The organism is Pseudomonas sp. 1152_12 (assembly GCF_052850675.1).
This window is the reverse complement of the sequence record NZ_VXCW01000009.1, coordinates 234,859-251,034: the sequence shown is the minus strand read 5'-3', so window position 1 is coordinate 251,034 and position 16,176 is coordinate 234,859. Positions and strand designations below refer to the sequence as shown.

General features: G+C 59.2%; 16 protein-coding genes and 1 tRNA gene. All 17 read right to left on the bottom strand.

Annotated elements, in window-relative coordinates; all coding sequences use genetic code 11:
* Positions 1–5: 5 nt before the first annotated feature.
* The 17 genes from FW764_RS18860 to aspS all read right to left on the bottom strand — a co-directional run bounded on the left by FW764_RS18860 (position 6) and on the right by aspS (position 16,094).
* The gene (locus FW764_RS18860) at positions 6–2,144 is read right to left on the bottom strand and encodes a type I secretion system permease/ATPase (RefSeq protein ID WP_446435157.1); all 2,139 of its coding nucleotides are present in this window, start codon (positions 2,142–2,144) and stop codon (positions 6–8) included.
* A 116-nt stretch (positions 2,145–2,260) separates the two neighbouring features.
* Positions 2,261–3,613 (bottom strand): TolC family outer membrane protein, encoded by a 1,353-nt coding sequence (locus FW764_RS18855; RefSeq protein ID WP_446435194.1) that lies wholly within the window; start codon positions 3,611–3,613, stop codon positions 2,261–2,263.
* 247 nt (positions 3,614–3,860) lie between these two features.
* Positions 3,861–3,936, bottom strand: a tRNA-Lys gene (locus FW764_RS18850).
* A 63-nt stretch (positions 3,937–3,999) separates the two neighbouring features.
* Positions 4,000–4,677, bottom strand: a complete 678-nt coding sequence (gene queC / locus FW764_RS18845) for a 7-cyano-7-deazaguanine synthase QueC (RefSeq protein WP_446435156.1) — start codon at positions 4,675–4,677, stop codon at positions 4,000–4,002.
* Between the two features lies 1 nt (position 4,678).
* A complete protein-coding gene (queE, locus tag FW764_RS18840; RefSeq protein WP_083356998.1) occupies positions 4,679–5,326 on the bottom strand; it encodes a 7-carboxy-7-deazaguanine synthase QueE in 648 nt (215 codons plus the stop codon).
* Between the two features lie 165 nt (positions 5,327–5,491).
* Positions 5,492–6,328: a tol-pal system protein YbgF gene (gene ybgF, locus FW764_RS18835; protein ID WP_446435155.1), complete on the bottom strand. Its 837-nt coding sequence runs from the start codon at positions 6,326–6,328 to the stop codon at positions 5,492–5,494.
* A 6-nt stretch (positions 6,329–6,334) separates the two neighbouring features.
* Positions 6,335–6,835, bottom strand: a complete 501-nt coding sequence (gene pal, locus FW764_RS18830; protein WP_003209827.1) for a peptidoglycan-associated lipoprotein Pal — start codon at positions 6,833–6,835, stop codon at positions 6,335–6,337.
* 55 nt (positions 6,836–6,890) lie between these two features.
* Positions 6,891–8,171, bottom strand: a complete 1,281-nt coding sequence (gene tolB, locus FW764_RS18825) for a Tol-Pal system beta propeller repeat protein TolB (protein WP_152745290.1) — start codon at positions 8,169–8,171, stop codon at positions 6,891–6,893.
* 17 nt (positions 8,172–8,188) lie between these two features.
* Complete coding sequence (gene tolA, locus FW764_RS18820; RefSeq protein ID WP_446435154.1) at positions 8,189–9,262, bottom strand: cell envelope integrity protein TolA; 1,074 nt, start codon at positions 9,260–9,262, stop codon at positions 8,189–8,191.
* Positions 9,262–9,714 carry a protein TolR gene (tolR, locus tag FW764_RS18815; protein ID WP_161635741.1) on the bottom strand — a complete coding sequence of 151 codons (453 nt, stop codon included), beginning with the start codon at positions 9,712–9,714 and terminating at the stop codon, positions 9,262–9,264. The genes tolA and tolR overlap by 1 nt, the downstream gene beginning before the upstream one ends.
* Before the next feature lie 23 nt (positions 9,715–9,737).
* Entirely contained in the window at positions 9,738–10,433 is a 696-nt protein-coding gene (tolQ, locus tag FW764_RS18810; RefSeq protein ID WP_048727035.1) for a protein TolQ, read from the bottom strand.
* Position 10,434: 1 nt separating this feature from the next.
* Positions 10,435–10,890: a tol-pal system-associated acyl-CoA thioesterase gene (gene ybgC / locus FW764_RS18805; RefSeq protein WP_446435153.1), complete on the bottom strand. Its 456-nt coding sequence runs from the start codon at positions 10,888–10,890 to the stop codon at positions 10,435–10,437.
* Between the two features lie 139 nt (positions 10,891–11,029).
* The gene (gene ruvB / locus FW764_RS18800) at positions 11,030–12,088 is read right to left on the bottom strand and encodes a Holliday junction branch migration DNA helicase RuvB (protein ID WP_003193867.1); all 1,059 of its coding nucleotides are present in this window, start codon (positions 12,086–12,088) and stop codon (positions 11,030–11,032) included.
* Positions 12,089–12,700 carry a Holliday junction branch migration protein RuvA gene (gene ruvA, locus FW764_RS18795; protein ID WP_446435152.1) on the bottom strand — a complete coding sequence of 204 codons (612 nt, stop codon included), beginning with the start codon at positions 12,698–12,700 and terminating at the stop codon, positions 12,089–12,091.
* Positions 12,701–12,767: 67 nt separating this feature from the next.
* On the bottom strand, positions 12,768–13,292 hold the full coding sequence (ruvC, locus tag FW764_RS18790) for a crossover junction endodeoxyribonuclease RuvC (RefSeq protein WP_024077147.1): 525 nt from the start codon (positions 13,290–13,292) through the stop codon (positions 12,768–12,770).
* Between the two features lie 142 nt (positions 13,293–13,434).
* Positions 13,435–14,181, bottom strand: a complete 747-nt coding sequence (locus FW764_RS18785) for a YebC/PmpR family DNA-binding transcriptional regulator (protein WP_446435151.1) — start codon at positions 14,179–14,181, stop codon at positions 13,435–13,437.
* Positions 14,182–14,318: 137 nt separating this feature from the next.
* Positions 14,319–16,094 (bottom strand): aspartate--tRNA ligase, encoded by a 1,776-nt coding sequence (gene aspS / locus FW764_RS18780; protein WP_446435150.1) that lies wholly within the window; start codon positions 16,092–16,094, stop codon positions 14,319–14,321.
* Between the last annotated feature and the right edge of the window lie 82 nt (positions 16,095–16,176).

Here is a 16,176-nt window from a genome sequence, read left to right as displayed (position 1 = left end):
GCTGCTCAGCCCTGTTGCATGCGGTGCAGGCGTGAATAGTGCCCGGCGTGATGGGTGAGCAATTCGGCATGGCTGCCCTGCTCGACGATTTGCCCGCGATCGACCACCAGGATGCGATGGGCGTCGCGCACGGCCGACAATCGGTGCGCGATGATGATCACCGTGCGCCCCGCGCAGATGCTCTGCATGTTCTGCTGGATGATGCGTTCGGACTCGTAGTCCAGCGCACTGGTGGCCTCGTCGAAAATCAGGATGCGCGGGTTGCCGATCAACGCGCGGGCAATCGCGACCCGTTGACGCTGGCCACCGGAAAGCGAGGTGCCGTGCTCACCGACCATGGTGTCGTAACCTTCAGGCAACTCGAGGATGAACTCATGGGCACCGGCCATGCTCGCCGCGTGCATCACCGCTTCAAGCGGTGCCCCCGGATCGCTCAAGGCGATGTTCTCGCGGATGCTGCGGTTAAACAGCATGTTGTCCTGCAACACCACGCCGATCTGGCGTCGCAAAGAGGAAACATCGGCCAGGGCCAGGTCCATGCCATCGACCAGCACCCTGCCGCGCTCGGGCACATACAAGCGCTGCAGCAGCCGGGTCAGGGTGCTTTTGCCGGAGCCGGAGCGCCCTACTACGCCGATTACTTCGCCAGCGGCGATGTGCAGGCTGACGCCGCGCAGTACTTCCGAGCCGTCGGCGCGGTAGCGAAAATGCACTTGATCAAATTCGATTTGCCCCCGCAGCGGCGGCAGCGCACTGCGCGTGGCCTGGGATAATTCGGTGCGGGTGTTGAGAATATCGCCCAGGCGCTGTACGGAAACACCGGTCTGTTGGAAGCTCGTCCATAGTTGCGCCAGGCGCATGATCGGGCCGCTGACGCGACCGGCCAGCATGTTGAAAGCGATCAATTCGCCCACCGACAATTGCCCGTCGATCACCAGACGCGCGCCCAGCCACAAGGTCGCGACCGTGACCAATTTGCCGATCAGGCCCACACTTTCGTTGGCGAGGGTGGACAGCGTCTGGGTCTTGAAACCCGCGGCGACATACGCCGCCATTTGGTTGTCCCACTTGCGAATGGCCTGAGGCTCGACAGCCATGGATTTCACGGTATCGATACCGTTCACCGTCTCGACCAGAAATGCCTGGTTCTCGGCGCCGCGGGTGAAACTGTCTTGTAATCGAGCCCGCAGCAGCGGCGTGACGAGCAGCGAAACCAGGCCATACAACGGCAGCGACAACAGCACGATCAGGGTCAGCCACCCGCTGTAGTAGAACATCACCAGCACGAACACCACGGAGAACAGTACATCCAGCACCAGGGTGATGGCGTTGCCGGTGAGGAAGCTGCGAATGTTCTCCAGCTCGCGCACCCGGGCCACCGAGTCACCGACGCGACGCGCCTGGAAATACGCCAAGGGCAGGTTGATCAAGTGCCGGAATAACCGCGAGCCCAATTCCACGTCGATACGGCTGGCAGTATGCGCGAATACGTAGCTGCGCAGGCCACTCAAGGCCGACTCAAACAGCATGATCCCCAGCAGCCCGGCCGCGATCACATCCAGCGTCGTCAGCCCGTGATGCACCAGCACTTTGTCCATCACCACCTGGAAAAACAGCGGCGTAACCAGCGCAAACAACTGCAGGGCGAACGACACCAACAGGACTTCGCCGAGTAGCTTGCGGTATTTGACGATGGCGGGAATGAACCAGGTGAAATCAAAGCGCGAGGTTTCGCCCGGTAGCCCGGACTCGGAGCGCACCAGAAGCAGTTCACCGCTCCAGCGCGCCGCGAGGGCTTGGAAGGTGATCACTTCCGGGCGTTCGGCACGCGGGTCCTGGATCAGTGCTTTGCCCTGGTCCAGCTTGGCAATGATGAAGAATGTCCCGTCGCCATTGGCTGCAATGGCCGGCAGCGGCGTGCGGTCGAGACGGGCGATGGTGGTGTTGACCGTTTTGGCCTTCAGACCCAGCTTGCGTGCGGCCAGCAGCAACTCACGTTGCGTGAATGGCTGGTTGGCCGGTGCGAATTCGTGAGCCAATTGCTCGGCAGATGCGGCCACCGAATGAAACCTTGCCAGCATCACCAGACACACGAGACCGGTGTCTGACGCAGGCGACTCCGCGCCCCTTCCTTGATCACTCATAAGCTTCCATGCGTGCCGTCAGGCGACAATAAATTTCTTAAATCTTTCAATAGCTTATATCAGTTTAGATACATTTAGAATCATTTTGACATCAGCCATACGAGATTCACACATCACTAGAGCGCTTGCCGCTCCTGAGGCGGAAGGAAATCGCGATCCGGGTCGTAATCCTTGTTCAGGTACATGGCCAGATCACTTAAGTCGGCAGGGCTTAACGTCCCCGCCGCTTGTTTAAGCTTGAGCGTGTCGATGATGTAGTCGTATCGCGCGTTGTTGTACTCACGCACGGCAGCGTACAACTGGCGCTCGGCATTAAGGACATCAGCCGTGTTGCGCGACCCCAGGTCACGTCCGACCTGGTTGGCCTTGACCGAGGCTCGGCTCGAACGAATCGTCTGACGGCGGGCAGTCACTTGCTCAATGTCGGAATTGATTGCCCGGTAGAAATTGCGCGTGTTGAGGACCACCTCGCGGCGTCGGTCCTCTCGCTCGTCTTCACTCTGCGCCAAGCGTTCGGTGGATTCGCGCACTTGCGAACGGGTCATGCCGCCGCTGTACAGCGGGATATTCAACTCAACACCAATGCTGCCTTGCGAGACGCTGCCCCGATAACCATCACGGCCGAAATCCGTAGGGTTGCTGTAGCCAAAACTGTCGTTGTCACCCTTGCGCCAGGACGCCACTGCGTCGACGGTGGGGGCATAACCCGCCTTACGCTGGCGATTGGTCTGCTCGGCGGCAATCACCGCGTAGCTGCTGGCCTGCAAGGCCAGGTTCTGCTGCACCGCACGCCCCACCCATACCTTGGCATCGTTGGGCACCGGCGGCTGCACAGGTAACTGATGTTCAATGCCCTCGATCGAGGCATAGTCCTGGCGGGTCAAGCGCGACAAGGCTTCATAGGCATCATCGACTTTGCGCTCTGCCAGTTTGCGGTTGGCATTGGCGTTGTCATAGGCGGCTTGGGCATCCAAGACATCGGTGATGCTCGACGCACCATTGTCCAAACGCGCTTGGGCCTGCGCCTGCTGTCGCTTGAGCGCAGCCTCCTCGGCTTTGGATGCCGCCAATAAATCCAACGCACGCAAGGTTTCGAAATAGGCCTGGGCCGTGGTCAGAATCAGCCCCTGCTCCTTGGCGCCCAATTCCAGCTCAGCCTGGGATGCAGTGGCCTGCGCCGCTTCGAGTTGAAACCAGCGGTCGACACGAAACAACGGCTGGTTGAGATTCGCCTGGAACACCGCGGTGTTACGGGTACGGGTTAACCCGGGCTCATCGCGCTGCAAGCGCACCGCTTCGACGGTGCTGCCGGCGTTGAGCGTCGGTAGCAGCCCGGCGCGGGCTTGCGGCACGCTTTCGCGTCGGGCTTGATAATCGTGACGTGCGGCGCAGAGCTTCGCATCGTGTTCAACCGCCTGCCGGTACACACCGAGTAAATCGGCACGTTCAGCACTGGCATAAGCCAGCATCGAGATCAGGTTAAGCGGGAAGATGAGCGCAACGGCAAAAAGGCGGGAGCAAGCAGTCATAACTATCCATGTCGAGGGGCTTTACCGATTCAGCTGGACTGATCCGGGGGCGCATCCTACGCCTGCCCGCACGCAGCAACAAGGCGGACTTGTAGCTAGTGGCCACCACTCACTCAAAATTCAGGCAAAAAAAAACCCGGAAATCCTCACTTACGTGGGCCTTCCGGATTTTCTAAACCGCCAAAAATGGTGGGTCGTGTGGGATTCGAACCTACGACCAATTGGTTAAAAGCCAACTGCTCTACCAACTGAGCTAACGACCCGCTGTGTGGTGGCGCGTATAATACTGATTTCTAAGGATTATTCAACACCTTATTTTAAATAAATCAGAAATAACGCGTTGGGTCAGTCATTCCGGCGGCTTGGAAGCCTTCTGCACGCAGTCTGCAAGCGTCACATTTCCCACAAGCACGGCCGGCATTGTCTGCTTGGTAGCAGGAAACAGTCAGCGCGTAATCGACGCCGAGCCCTACGCCTGCCTTCACAATATCTGCCTTGCTCATGTTCTGCAGCGGCGCCTGGATACGAAACCCCTGCCCCTCTACACCGGCCTTTGTAGCCAGGTTAGCCATGCGTTCGAATGCCTCGACGTACTCGGGGCGGCAGTCCGGGTAGCCGTTGTAGTCCAGTGCGTTGACGCCAATGAAGATGTCGCGGGCATTCAGCACTTCGGCCCAGCCGAGGGCCAAGGACAGGAACACGGTGTTACGTGCGGGCACATAGGTCAGCGGGATGCCTTCGCTCGGCGCCTCGGGTACGTCAATGCTGCTGTCAGTCAGGGCCGAGCCGCCGATGCCATTGAGGTTGAGGCCGATCACCTTGTGCTCGACTACGCCCAGGTCATGGGCGACACGCGCAGCGGCGTCCAGCTCGGCGCGGTGGCGCTGGCCGTAGTCGAAGCTCAGGGTATAGCAGTTGAAGCCTTGGGCGCGGACCATGGCCACCAGCGTGGCGGAATCCAGGCCGCCAGAGAGCAGGATGACTGCACGTTGTTGATCAGCCATCTCAGCGCCCCGGTTCGTCGTTCCACAGGTATTTGTGCAACTGCAATTGCAGGCGTACCGGCAGGTTGTCCGCCACCACCCAGTCCGCCAGGTCGCGGGCGTTCAGGTCATGATGGCTTGGCGAAAACAGCACTTCGCCTGCACGACGGTCCAGGCCGTACTGGATCAGCTTGGAGGCCGCCCAGTCGTAATCGTCCCGGGAGCAGATCACGAACTTGACCTGATCGTTGGCCGTTAGCAGGTCCATGTTGTCATAGAGGTTGCGGTGCGCTTCTTTGGAGCCTGGGGTCTTGAGGTCGACCACACGGCTGACGCGTGGATCCACCGCCGAGATGTCCAGCGCGCCGCTGGTTTCCAGCGAAACCTCGTAACCGGCGTCACATAGCTGCTTAAGCAGCGGGATGGCATTGGGTTGGGCCAGGGGCTCGCCGCCAGTGACACAGACGTAGCGCGGCTTGAAGCCGGCAACCTGCTCAAGGATGTCGTCGAGGGTGCGCACGGTGCCGCCACTGAAAGCGTAGGCGCTGTCACAGTATTGGCAACGCAACGGGCAGCCGGTCAGCCGTACAAATACGGTAGGCAGGCCAGCGGTTCGCGTTTCACCCTGTAACGAGTAAAAAACTTCGGTAATACGTAATGTGTCTTGCATAGTCGCCACGGGCGTAACAGCTAAACAGGCTGTCCGCCTCCGTCAGGCACTTCAAGGGATTGCGCCAACGCGTCAACCCCAAGGAGCGTGTTTCATAAAAGGGCGTGGATTCTAACGAAAAAACCCGCGCCAGGCGCGGGTTTCTTCTAAACGGGCTAGCTTCGCCTACAAACGTTGCAGATCCCTTTGGGCCAGTTGGGCAGCGGACGTCCCCGGATATTGGGCAACGACCTGTTGCAGAATGCCTTTGACCTTGTCGGTATGACCCAGGCGGCGCTCCACGTCAGCGAGTTTGTACAGCGAATCCGGTACCTTGGCGTGTTTTGGGTACAGCTGGCTGACCTTAGCAAACGCCTGGCCTGCTGCTTGCAAATCACCCTTGGCCAAGTTGACCTCGCCCAACCAGTACTGGGCATTGCCCGCGTATTGGCTGTTGGGGTACTTGCGCAGGAAGGCGGTAAAAGCCTGGCTGGCCTTATCGAAATCCTTAGCTTTGATCAGGTCGAAGGCTGCATCGTAATACAGTTTTTCCTTCGCCGGATCACTCGGTTCGTTGCTGGCGGCAGGGGCTTGGCTGGCAGCAACTGCCCCCGCTGCGGCACCACCGGTGACAGCGCTTGGCGCACCACCGGCAGAAGAATTATCAGGAGTGGCGGCAGGTGTAACACCGGCTCCAATACGGCGATCAAGATCCTGGTATCGCTCCAGACCTTGTTGCTTCAGCTGGTTCACTTGGTTCTGCAGAACTTCAATCGCGCCTTGTTGCTGGGACAATTGATCCTGCATGCGTTGCAGCTGGTTGAACAGCTCGCCCTGTGCCGAGGGAGCGGACGTAACCGCTCCCCCAGCATAGGCGCCGTTCGTGCCATAACCCGCTGGGGGATAACTACTCCCGCTATTGTTATAGCCAGAGTTGCTATCTTCCACAGGAACCGCAGCCCACACCGCAAGCGGGGCGAGGCTGAGAGCCAATACAGTTAGAGCACGACGGCACGTTCGCATGACGAATTACTTACGCAGTTCGACGCGACGGTTTTGAGCCCAGGACTGCTCGTCGTGGCCAGTAGCAACTGGACGCTCTTTACCGTAGGACACCAGTTCCAGTTGGCCTGGAGCAACACCTTGCAGTACCAGGTAGCGCTGAACGGCTTTCGCACGACGCTCGCCCAGTGCCATGTTGTACTCACGAGTACCACGTTCGTCAGTGTTACCTTCCAGAACAACGCGAGCGCCGTTAGCTTTCAGGTCCTTCGCGTGAACGTCCAGAGCGCGCATGGCTTCTGGTTTCAGGTCCGAACTGTCGTATTCGAAGTAGAAAGTGGTGATAGCGCGCAGAGCAGCTTCTTCGCTCAGGGAGCCGTCGACTGCACCAGTGTTAGCGCCGTAACCAGCGTTTGGATCAACAGCTGCGCCTTCACCGGCATTGTCGCCGCCTTTAGACGAGCAACCAACGGCAACGGACAGAGCCAGAGCCAGAGCAGCAAACTTACCAAACTTCAGCATTTCCATCGTGAAACTCCTAATGAACCCCAGTGTGTTAAGTACTTCTTTTTGTAGCGCCGCGTCAGTTCAGGTAAGGGGACCAGGACGGTTCTCTGACTTCGCCTTGTGCGGTAGGAAGCGGGAGCCTTACGCGTCCATTAATGGACACGAGCATCAAGACTCCCCGGCCCTGCTGGCGGGTGGCGTAGATTACCATGGTGCCGTTGGGCGCAACAGTAGCTGACTCATCAAGGTTGGTATCTGTAAGGATTTTTACCGTTCCGCGCTGCAAATCCTGGGCCGCAACCCGGAAATTAGTGAAGCCATCCTGACGGTGAATCATCACCAACGTCTTTTCATCAGCCGAAAGCTTAGGGTTGGCATTGTAGTTACCAATAAAGGTCACACGCTCTGCGCCACCGCCACCTACGCTTGTTTTGTAGATTTGTGGCTTGCCGCCCCGGTCGGAGGTGAAATAGATGGTCGAGCCATCCTTACCCCAGAACGGTTCAGTGTTGATGCCCGGGCCGCTGGTAACACGGCTGATCTGGCGCGAAGCCATGTTCATCACGTAGATGTCCGGGTTGCCGTCTTTGGACAACACGAACGCCAGGCGCGAACCATCCGGCGACCACGCAGGTGCACCATTGAGGCCTTCGAAGTTGGTGATTTGCTCACGACGGCCAGTGTCGATGTGCTGTACGAAAATGCGCGGACGCCGCTGTTCGAACGACACGTAAGCAATACGCTTGCCGTCCGGCGCGAAGCGCGGCGACAGGATTGGCTCACGCGACTGCAGTAAAGTCACTGCCCGTGCACCGTCGTAGTCCGAACGCTGCAGCGTGTATCGCGTGTTGTCTACGGAGAAACGCTCAGCCGTTACATACAGCAGACGCGTCGAGAAAGCACCTTTGATACCGGTGAGCTTTTCAAACGACTGGTCCGAGATGTAGTGCGCCATGTCCCGCAGTTGTTCGGCTGTACCCGATACGCTGCCGGTCAAGACCTGCTGCTCGGTGGCCACGTTGAACAACGTGTACTGGATCTGCAGGCGACCACCAGCCGGCGTAATGTTGCCGACCATCAGGTACTGGGCGCCTACGGCTTTCCAGTCACGGAACACAACTTCGCTGGCCTGGTTCGGCTGGCTGATCATGTTGCCTTTCGGAATCGGCGCGTAGTAACCGGAGTTGCGCAGGTCGTCGCTGACGATCTGGGCCATGTCGTCCGGCAGCACGCTGCCGCCCTGCCAGCCGAACGGTACTACGGCGATCGGGGTGGCCCGATCGCTACCGCTGGTAACCAGGATGTTCTTTTCATCCGCCGCCGCTATGCCTGCCATACAGCAAATAACGACAAGCATTCCTCGAAGAAGGTTTCTCACAAGGCTAGATCCTCAGGTGTGAATGTCATCTTGAATGAACGATAGGGAGCGAAGTCGCTTGGTTTCATTCCCTGCATCTCGGTCAACCGGCCAATGTTCTTGACCGCGGCAACCGCCGAACTGTCGAACGAACCGTCACCACTGGACTTGGACACGCTGACCGAAGTCACCGTGCCGTCCGGCAACATGCCGATCTGCAGCACTACTGTCATGCCTTTACGTGCCGAAGGTGGACGTGTCCAACCCTCTGCTGCCCGTGCTCGAATCAGGTCGTCAAAACTGCCCGCGACGTCGTCGCCACGTTCATCGGCCAAGGCTTGCTGACGCTGCGGCGTGTCGGAAAGTAAATCTGCCAAGGCCTGGGCCTTTTTCTCTTCGGCGGATTTACGTGCTGCTTCCTGAGCCTTTTTCTTACTGGCGTCGGCGGCAGCTTTCTTCTTCGCGTCGTCGGCGACCTTCTTCTTCGCCTCGTCTGCTTCAGCTTTTTTCTTGGCGTCTTCGGCGGCTTTCTTCTTCGCGTCTTCGACTATCTTTTTCTTGGCGTCTTCAGCGGCCTTTTTCTTGGCCTCTTCTTCGGCAGCTTTCTTGGCTTCTTCTTCAGACTTCTTCTTGGCTATATCAGCCAACTGTTTCTCTTCGGCCTTTTTAGCTTCGGCAGCTTTGTCGGCTTTCTTGGCTTCATCAGCCTTTTTCGCCTCGTCAGCTTTCTTGGCTTCGTCAGCCTTTTTCGATTCCTCGGCCTTTTGAGCCGCCTCTTCTTTCTTTTGTTCCGCAGCAGCCTTCACCGCTTCCTGCTCGACCTTCTTCTGTTCCATCTGCTCGACTTCAGTCTGGCGCGCAGCCGACTTCTGGGCCTCACCCGCAATCTTCTGATTGGTCTGGGTGGTGGCCTGGCTTTTCGATTTCAGCTGATACAGGGTCGCCTGCACGATCGGCTTGGCTGGCGGCAGGTCCGGGGTCATGGCAAAGCTGACGAACAGCATGCCAAACACCAGGACGTGCAGGGCAATTGCCCAGACGCTAGGCCAGAAGAAGCTTTCCGAGGCGGACGGCTCTCGCTGTTGGTGCATCAGGGCGCCTCGGTAATCAAGCCAACGTTACCCACGCCGGCCTTCTGCAGCCCACCCATGGCGCCCATGACGGAGCCATAGTCGACCACTTTGTCGCCGCGAATGAACACTTGCGTGTGCTTGCCGCCCTCGTTGCCGGCCCGGATGATCTTGGTCACGGCATCGGTCATCTGCGGCAAGGTCATGGCCTTGTCCTGCTGTTTCTGGGTATCGACTTCGCTGCCAAGGTTCCAGTAATAGGTCTTGTCAGCTTTGATCGAAATGGTCAGGACCTGGGTGTTGTTGTCCTGCGGCAAGGCTTCGCTGGAAACCTTGGGCAGATCAACTTTCACGCCCTGATTGAGCATCGGCGCGGTCACCATGAAGATCACCAGCAGCACCAGCATCACATCGATGTAAGGCACTACGTTCATCTCGGCGACCGGCTTGCGCTTTTTGCGAGCTCGAGCGATTAAAGCCATTGGGAATTACCTGCTTATTCTTCGCTGGTGTGCACTTTACGGTGCAGGATCGCCTGGAATTCATCGGCGAAGGTGTAGTAACGGCTGATCAAGGTTTCACCACGAGCGGCAAAACGGTTGTAGGCAATTACTGCGGGGATAGCAGCGAACAAGCCGATCGCGGTGGCGATCAGGGCTTCGGCGATACCCGGGGCCACGGTGGCCAGGGTCGCTTGCTGGGCCTGAGCCAGGCCACGGAAGGAGTTCATGATCCCCCACACGGTACCGAACAGGCCGATGTACGGGCTGACGGAGCCGACGGTGGCGAGGAAAGGCAGGCTCTGCTCAAGCTTCTCTTCTTCACGGGAGATGGCGACGCGCATGGCACGGGCCACGCCTTCCATGACGGCTTCCGGGTCAACGCCCGGTTGCTGACGCAGACGCGAGAATTCCTTGAAGCCGGCGCGGAAGATCTGCTCGACGCCCGAATCCGGGTCCGGGTTGCTGCCGGCCTGACGGTACAGCTTGGACAGATCGATACCCGACCAGAAGCGCTCCTCGAAGCTCTCCAGGGCACGTCGACCGGCACGCAGCAGGTTGCTGCGCTGAAAAATCATGACCCAAGAGGTAACCGATGCGGCTACCAGGATCAGCATCACCAGTTGAACCACGACACTGGCATTGCTGACCAGGCTCCACATGGAGGAATGGTCGACGACGGTAGGTTCCACGCTAAATCTCCTGCTTTGATTGTTTACCCGCGCCGCTTACGTCGGCAAAGGCCGCACGTAGAGCTTCGGGAATGGCCCGGGGCTTCAAACTATTGGTGCGCACACAGGCCACCAGGAACTGCCCCTCACAGAGCAGCGTTGCATCCGTTGCCCGCCTGACCTGCTGTTTAAAGCGCAGGCTGACACGGTTCAATTCGATTACTTCAGCGCTGACCAACAATTCATCGTCCAATCGCGCCGGTGCGTGGTAGCGCGCCTCGCTGGAATGCACGACAAATAACAGGTCCTCCCCTGCCAGCTGGGATTGGGCAAAGCCCAGCTCCCGTAGCCGCTCGGTTCGAGCCCGCTCCATGAACTTGAGGTAGTTGACGTAATAAACGATGCCGCCGGCATCGGTGTCCTCGTAATAAACGCGACAGCGATGTGCGAACGACTGATCCACGTTTTGCGCGCGCATACTCTAGTGCTTACTCCTCAGGTTGCCAATCCGGCTGGGCAACTGTTTTTTGATCCTATGAAACATTTCTAACAACTGAATGACGACGCCAGCCACTAGGACAGCACAATGCTCAGATAAATCGACTGGCGTGACCTTTTTAATCGTCCACTGCATCGAGGAATTCGTCTACTACAGGCATCTCGCCCAATCGTGACGGAATGTTTAACCCGAAGTGCAAATAGGCGTGACGTGTCACTACCCGCCCCCTTGGCGTACGCATGATGTAACCCTGCTGGATCAGGTACGGTTCCAGCACATCTTCAATGGTATGGCGCTCCTCGCTGATCGCCGCCGCCAGGCTGTCCACGCCCACAGGGCCACCGTCGAACTTCTCGATCATGGTCAAGAGTAGACGTCGATCCTGGTGATCGAAGCCATGCTCATCCACATCCAACAGGTTCAAGGCCAGATCGGCCACGGCCTTGGTGATATGCCCTTTGGCCCGTACCTCGGCAAAATCACGTACACGCCGCAGCAGACGGTTAGCGATGCGCGGCGTGCCACGCGCTCGCCGAGCGATTTCAAACGCGCCTTCCGGGTCCAGGGGCAAGCCGAGGATGCTCGCCGAACGGCTGACGATGGTGGCCAAATCCGCAGTGCTATAGAACTCTAGACGTTGAACAATGCCGAAACGGTCTCGCAGCGGGTTGGTCAACATGCCTGCGCGGGTGGTCGCGCCCACCAGCGTGAACGGCGGCAGGTCGAGCTTGATCGAGCGGGCCGCCGGGCCTTCGCCGATCATGATGTCGAGCTGGAAGTCTTCCATCGCCGGGTACAGCACTTCCTCAACGATGGGCGACAGTCGGTGAATCTCATCGATAAACAGCACGTCGTGTGGTTCAAGGTTGGTCAGCAACGCCGCCAAGTCACCCGGGCGTTCAAGCACCGGGCCGGAGGTGGACTTGATCGACACCCCCATTTCCTGGGCGATGATATTGGCCAGCGTGGTTTTACCCAACCCCGGCGGGCCGAAGATCAACGTGTGGTCCAAGGACTCGCTGCGCCCGCGCGCGGCCTGGATAAACAACTCCATTTGTTCGCGCACGGTGGGCTGGCCGATGTATTCAGCCAGGCTCAGCGGCCGGATGGCCCGGTCCTGGACTTCTTCACGGTCGCGCGGGCCGGTGGCCGCGATCAGACGATCAGCTTCAATCACTTAAATCATTCCCTTCAGGGCTCGGCGGATCATGTCTTCGCTGCTCAGGTTCTTGTCCTTGATGGCCGACACGGCTTTGCTCGCTTCCTGCGGCTTGTAGCCCAAGGAGATCAGCGCGCTGACCGCATCGCTTTCGGCGCTGGCGACCTGGCCTGCCGGTATATCCGGTTGGTTCGGCACCAGGGCAAACATGCTCGGTACGACTTCCCAGGCTTTGAAACGGTCCTTGAGCTCCACCAGCAGGCGCTCTGCGGTTTTCTTGCCGACCCCCGGCACCTTGGTCAACGCCGAGGTGTCCTGGGCCGAAACCGCGCGCACCAACTCGTCCACTTCCAGGCTCGACATCAGCGCCAGCGCCAGCTTGGGGCCCACGCCATTAAGGCGAATCAGCTCGCGGAAAAAGTCGCGGTCGCGCTTACCAATAAAACCATAGAGCAATTGCGCGTCTTCGCGCACCACCAAGTGGGTGTGCAGGGTCAGCGGCTCGCCGACCGACGGCAGGCGATACAGGGTGGTCATGGGCACTTCTAGCTCATATCCCAACCCATTTACATCCAGAATCAGGTGCGGCGGCTGTTTTTCAGCCAGGGTGCCGCGCAAGCGTCCAATCACGGTTCAGATCCTTAAAGCTTGGGGTCAGAACAAGGCCTGACCGGAAGTAACGATTGCGCTGATGCTATCAGAGACGCAGCCGCCCGCCACGACTGCGTGCCGTGCCCAGGCCATGCGGCAGCAAGCTTGAGCGGGTGTGTGCATGGCAAATGGCAATGGCCAGGGCGTCGGAGGCGTCGATCTGCGGTTTTGAGGTGAGCTTGAGCATGTGCATGACCATCATCTGCACCTGCTCTTTATTCGCCGCGCCGGTACCGACCACGGCCTGTTTGACCTGGGTCGCGGTGTATTCGGCGATTTCCATGCCCTCTTCGGCACCGGCGACAATGGCGGCGCCACGCGCCTGGCCAAGCTTAAGCGCGGAGTCGGCGTTTTTGGCCATGAACACCTTTTCGATGCCCATGGTCACCGGGCCGTAGGTCTGGATCACTTCACGCACGCCGCGGTAGACGATCTGCAGGCGCTCGGCCAACTCGCCAGCGCCGGTGCGGATGCAGCCCGAGGCGACGTAGACGCAACCGCGCGGCGTGTGTTGCACCACCCCAAAACCGGTGATGCGCGAACCGGGGTCGATACCTAGGATTAAAGTCATAACGCCTGCAGTTTTGTGGATACAGATAGACCCAATGTGGGAGCGGGCTTGCTCGCGAAAGCGGCCATTCAGTTAATGCATCAAGTGACTGACACACCGCATTCGCGAGCAAGCCCACTCCCACAGGGGATCCTCATTGTTCTCAGGTGAGCTGCTCGGCTACAGATTCCGGGATGTCGGCGTTTGAGTACACGTTCTGCACATCATCCAGGTCTTCCAGCATATCCAGCATCTTCAGCACTTTCTGCGCGCCGTCCAGGTCCAGTTCGGCGCTGGTGGTCGGCAGCATCACGATTTCTGCGTCAGTGCCTTTGAAACCGGCAGCTTCCAGGGCGTTGCCCACCGCATAGAAGCCGGCAAACGAGGTGAACACGTCGATGGAGCCGTCTTCGTTGGTCACCACGTCATCAGCGTCCGCTTCCATGGCGGCTTCCATCAACGCGTCTTCATCCGTGCCTGGCGCAAAGGTGATCTGCCCTTTACGCTCGAACAGGTAGGCCACCGAACCGTCGGTCCCGAGGTTGCCGCCGCATTTGCTGAAAGCATGGCGTACAGCTGCAGCAGTACGGTTGCGGTTGTCGGTCATGCACTCGACCATCACCGCGACACCACCCGGGCCGTAACCTTCGTAGCTCAGTTCGACCATGTCGTCGGTGTCAGCCGCGCCGGCGCCACGGGCCACGGCGCGGTCGATGATGTCGCGGCTCATGTTCGCGCCCAAGGCCTTGTCCAGCGCCAGGCGCAGACGCGGGTTGGAACCTGGGTCACCACCGCCCTGACGGGCAGCGACAGTCAGTTCGCGAATCCACTTGGTGAAGATCTTGCCTTTCTTGGCATCCTGACGCTCTTTGCGGTGCTTGATGTTCGCCCACTTGGAATGGCCAGCCATAACACAACTCCGAAATTCTCTAGAAACCTTAAACAATCCCGCCCCAGGCAGGATTTGCCTCTTTTAAACGCAAAGGCGCATCCGAAGATGCGCCTTTTTGACTGCTTACAACCTTATCGCGCTTTCACGCAGCAGCCTTACTCAGCCTTCGGCGTCTCGCGCAGACGGATGTGCAGTTCGCGCAGCGCCTTGGCATCCACCACACCCGGAGCCTGGGTCATGACGTCCGCAGCACTCTGGGTTTTCGGGAAGGCGATCACTTCACGGATCGACTGGGCGCCGGTCATCAGCATCACCAAGCGGTCCAGACCGAACGCCAGGCCACCGTGCGGCGGTGCGCCGTACTTCAGGGCGTCGAGCAGGAAGCCGAACTTCTCTTCCTGTTCCGCTTCGTTAATGCCCAACAGACGGAATACCGCTTGCTGCATCTCTTTGCGGTGAATACGGATCGAACCGCCACCCAGCTCGGTGCCGTTCAACACCATGTCGTAGGCGCGGGACAGAGCGCCAGCAGGGTTGGCTTCCAGCTCTTGCGGCGAGCACTTCGGCGCAGTGAACGGGTGGTGCAAGGCGCTGAAGCTGCCGTCGTCGTTCTCTTCGAACATCGGGAAGTCGACCACCCACATCGGCGCCCACTTGCAGGTCAGCAGGTCGAGGTCGTGGCCCAACTTGATGCGCAGCGCGCCCAGAGCTTCGCTGACGATCTTGGCTTTGTCGGCGCCGAAGAACACGATGTCGCCGTCGACCGCACCGACGCGATCGAGGATCGCGTTCAGGTTGTCCAGTGGAATGTTTTTAACGATCGGCGATTGCAGACCGTCAACGCCACTGGCGCGCTCGTTGACCTTGATGTACGCCAGCCCCTTGGCACCGTAGATGCCGACGAACTTGGTGTAGTCGTCGATCTGCTTACGCGGCATGCTCGCGCCGCCAGGTACACGCAGGGCGGCGATACGGCATTTAGGGTCGTTGGCCGGGCCGCTGAACACCTTGAAGTCGACTTCTTTGAGTTGGTCGGCCACGTCCACCAGCTCCAGCGGGTTACGCAGGTCTGGCTTGTCGGAACCGTAGCGGCGCATGGCTTCTTCGAAGGTCATGTGCGGGAATTCGCCGAATTCCAGATCCAGCACTTCCTTGAACAGGTTGCGGATCATTTGCTCGGTGATGCCCATGATCTCTTTTTCATCGAGGAAGCTGGTCTCGATGTCGATCTGAGTGAATTCCGGCTGGCGGTCAGCGCGCAGGTCTTCGTCGCGGAAGCACTTGGCGATCTGGTAGTAACGGTCGAAGCCGGCCACCATCAGCAGTTGTTTGAACAGCTGCGGCGATTGCGGCAAGGCAAAGAAAGAACCGGCGTGAGTGCGGCTCGGCACCAGGTAGTCACGCGCGCCTTCCGGGGTGGCCCGAGTCAGGATCGGCGTTTCGACGTCGAGGAAGCCGTTTTCGTCGAGGAAGCGGCGGATGCTGGTGGTCATGCGCGAACGCAGGCGCAGCTTCTCGGCCATTTCCGGACGACGCAGGTCCAGGAAGCGGTAGCGCAGGCGAGTTTCTTCGCCGACGTCGGAGTATTCGTTGAGTGGGAACGGCGGGGTTTCCGACTCGTTCAGCACTTCCAGCTCGTAGCCCAGCACTTCGATCGCGCCGGACGCCATGTTCGCGTTCACGGCGCCGGCCGGACGCAGGCGAACCTTGCCGGTGATCTTGACGACATATTCGCTGCGTACGCGGTCGGCGGCAGCGAAGCTCTCGGCACGGTCCGGATCGAACACTACCTGGGCCAGACCATCACGATCACGGATATCGAGGAAGATCACCCCGCCGTGGTCGCGGCGACGGTGAACCCATCCGCAAAGGGTGATTTCCTGACCTTCCAGGGTCTCGTTCAGTTGGCCGCAATAGTGGCTGCGCATCATGGTAGTGGTTTCACTTCTCGTAATTCGAAATTCGGTGGAGGCTCGCCTCGTCACCGTACAGTTAAGCAGGGGACGGATAATG

Bases quoted from the DNA above. Each gene is read 5' to 3' on its own strand.
- FW764_RS18860 (WP_446435157.1), bottom strand. From the start codon at position 2,144: ATGAGTGATCAAGGAAGGGGCGCGGAGTCGCCTGCGTCAGACACCGGT.
- FW764_RS18855 (WP_446435194.1), bottom strand. From the start codon at position 3,613: ATGCTGGCTTATGCCAGTGCTGAACGTGCCGATTTACTCGGTGTGTAC.
- queC (WP_446435156.1), bottom strand. From the start codon at position 4,677: ATGGCTGATCAACAACGTGCAGTCATCCTGCTCTCTGGCGGCCTGGAT.
- queE (WP_083356998.1), bottom strand. From the start codon at position 5,326: ATGCAAGACACATTACGTATTACCGAAGTTTTTTACTCGTTACAGGGT.
- ybgF (WP_446435155.1), bottom strand. From the start codon at position 6,328: ATGCGAACGTGCCGTCGTGCTCTAACTGTATTGGCTCTCAGCCTCGCC.
- pal (WP_003209827.1), bottom strand. From the start codon at position 6,835: ATGGAAATGCTGAAGTTTGGTAAGTTTGCTGCTCTGGCTCTGGCTCTG.
- tolB (WP_152745290.1), bottom strand. From the start codon at position 8,171: ATGCTTGTCGTTATTTGCTGTATGGCAGGCATAGCGGCGGCGGATGAA.
- tolA (WP_446435154.1), bottom strand. From the start codon at position 9,262: ATGCACCAACAGCGAGAGCCGTCCGCCTCGGAAAGCTTCTTCTGGCCT.
- ybgC (WP_446435153.1), bottom strand. From the start codon at position 10,890: ATGCGCGCGCAAAACGTGGATCAGTCGTTCGCACATCGCTGTCGCGTT.
- ruvC (WP_024077147.1), bottom strand. From the start codon at position 13,292: ATGACTTTAATCCTAGGTATCGACCCCGGTTCGCGCATCACCGGTTTT.
- FW764_RS18785 (WP_446435151.1), bottom strand. From the start codon at position 14,181: ATGGCTGGCCATTCCAAGTGGGCGAACATCAAGCACCGCAAAGAGCGT.
- aspS (WP_446435150.1), bottom strand. From the start codon at position 16,094: ATGATGCGCAGCCACTATTGCGGCCAACTGAACGAGACCCTGGAAGGT.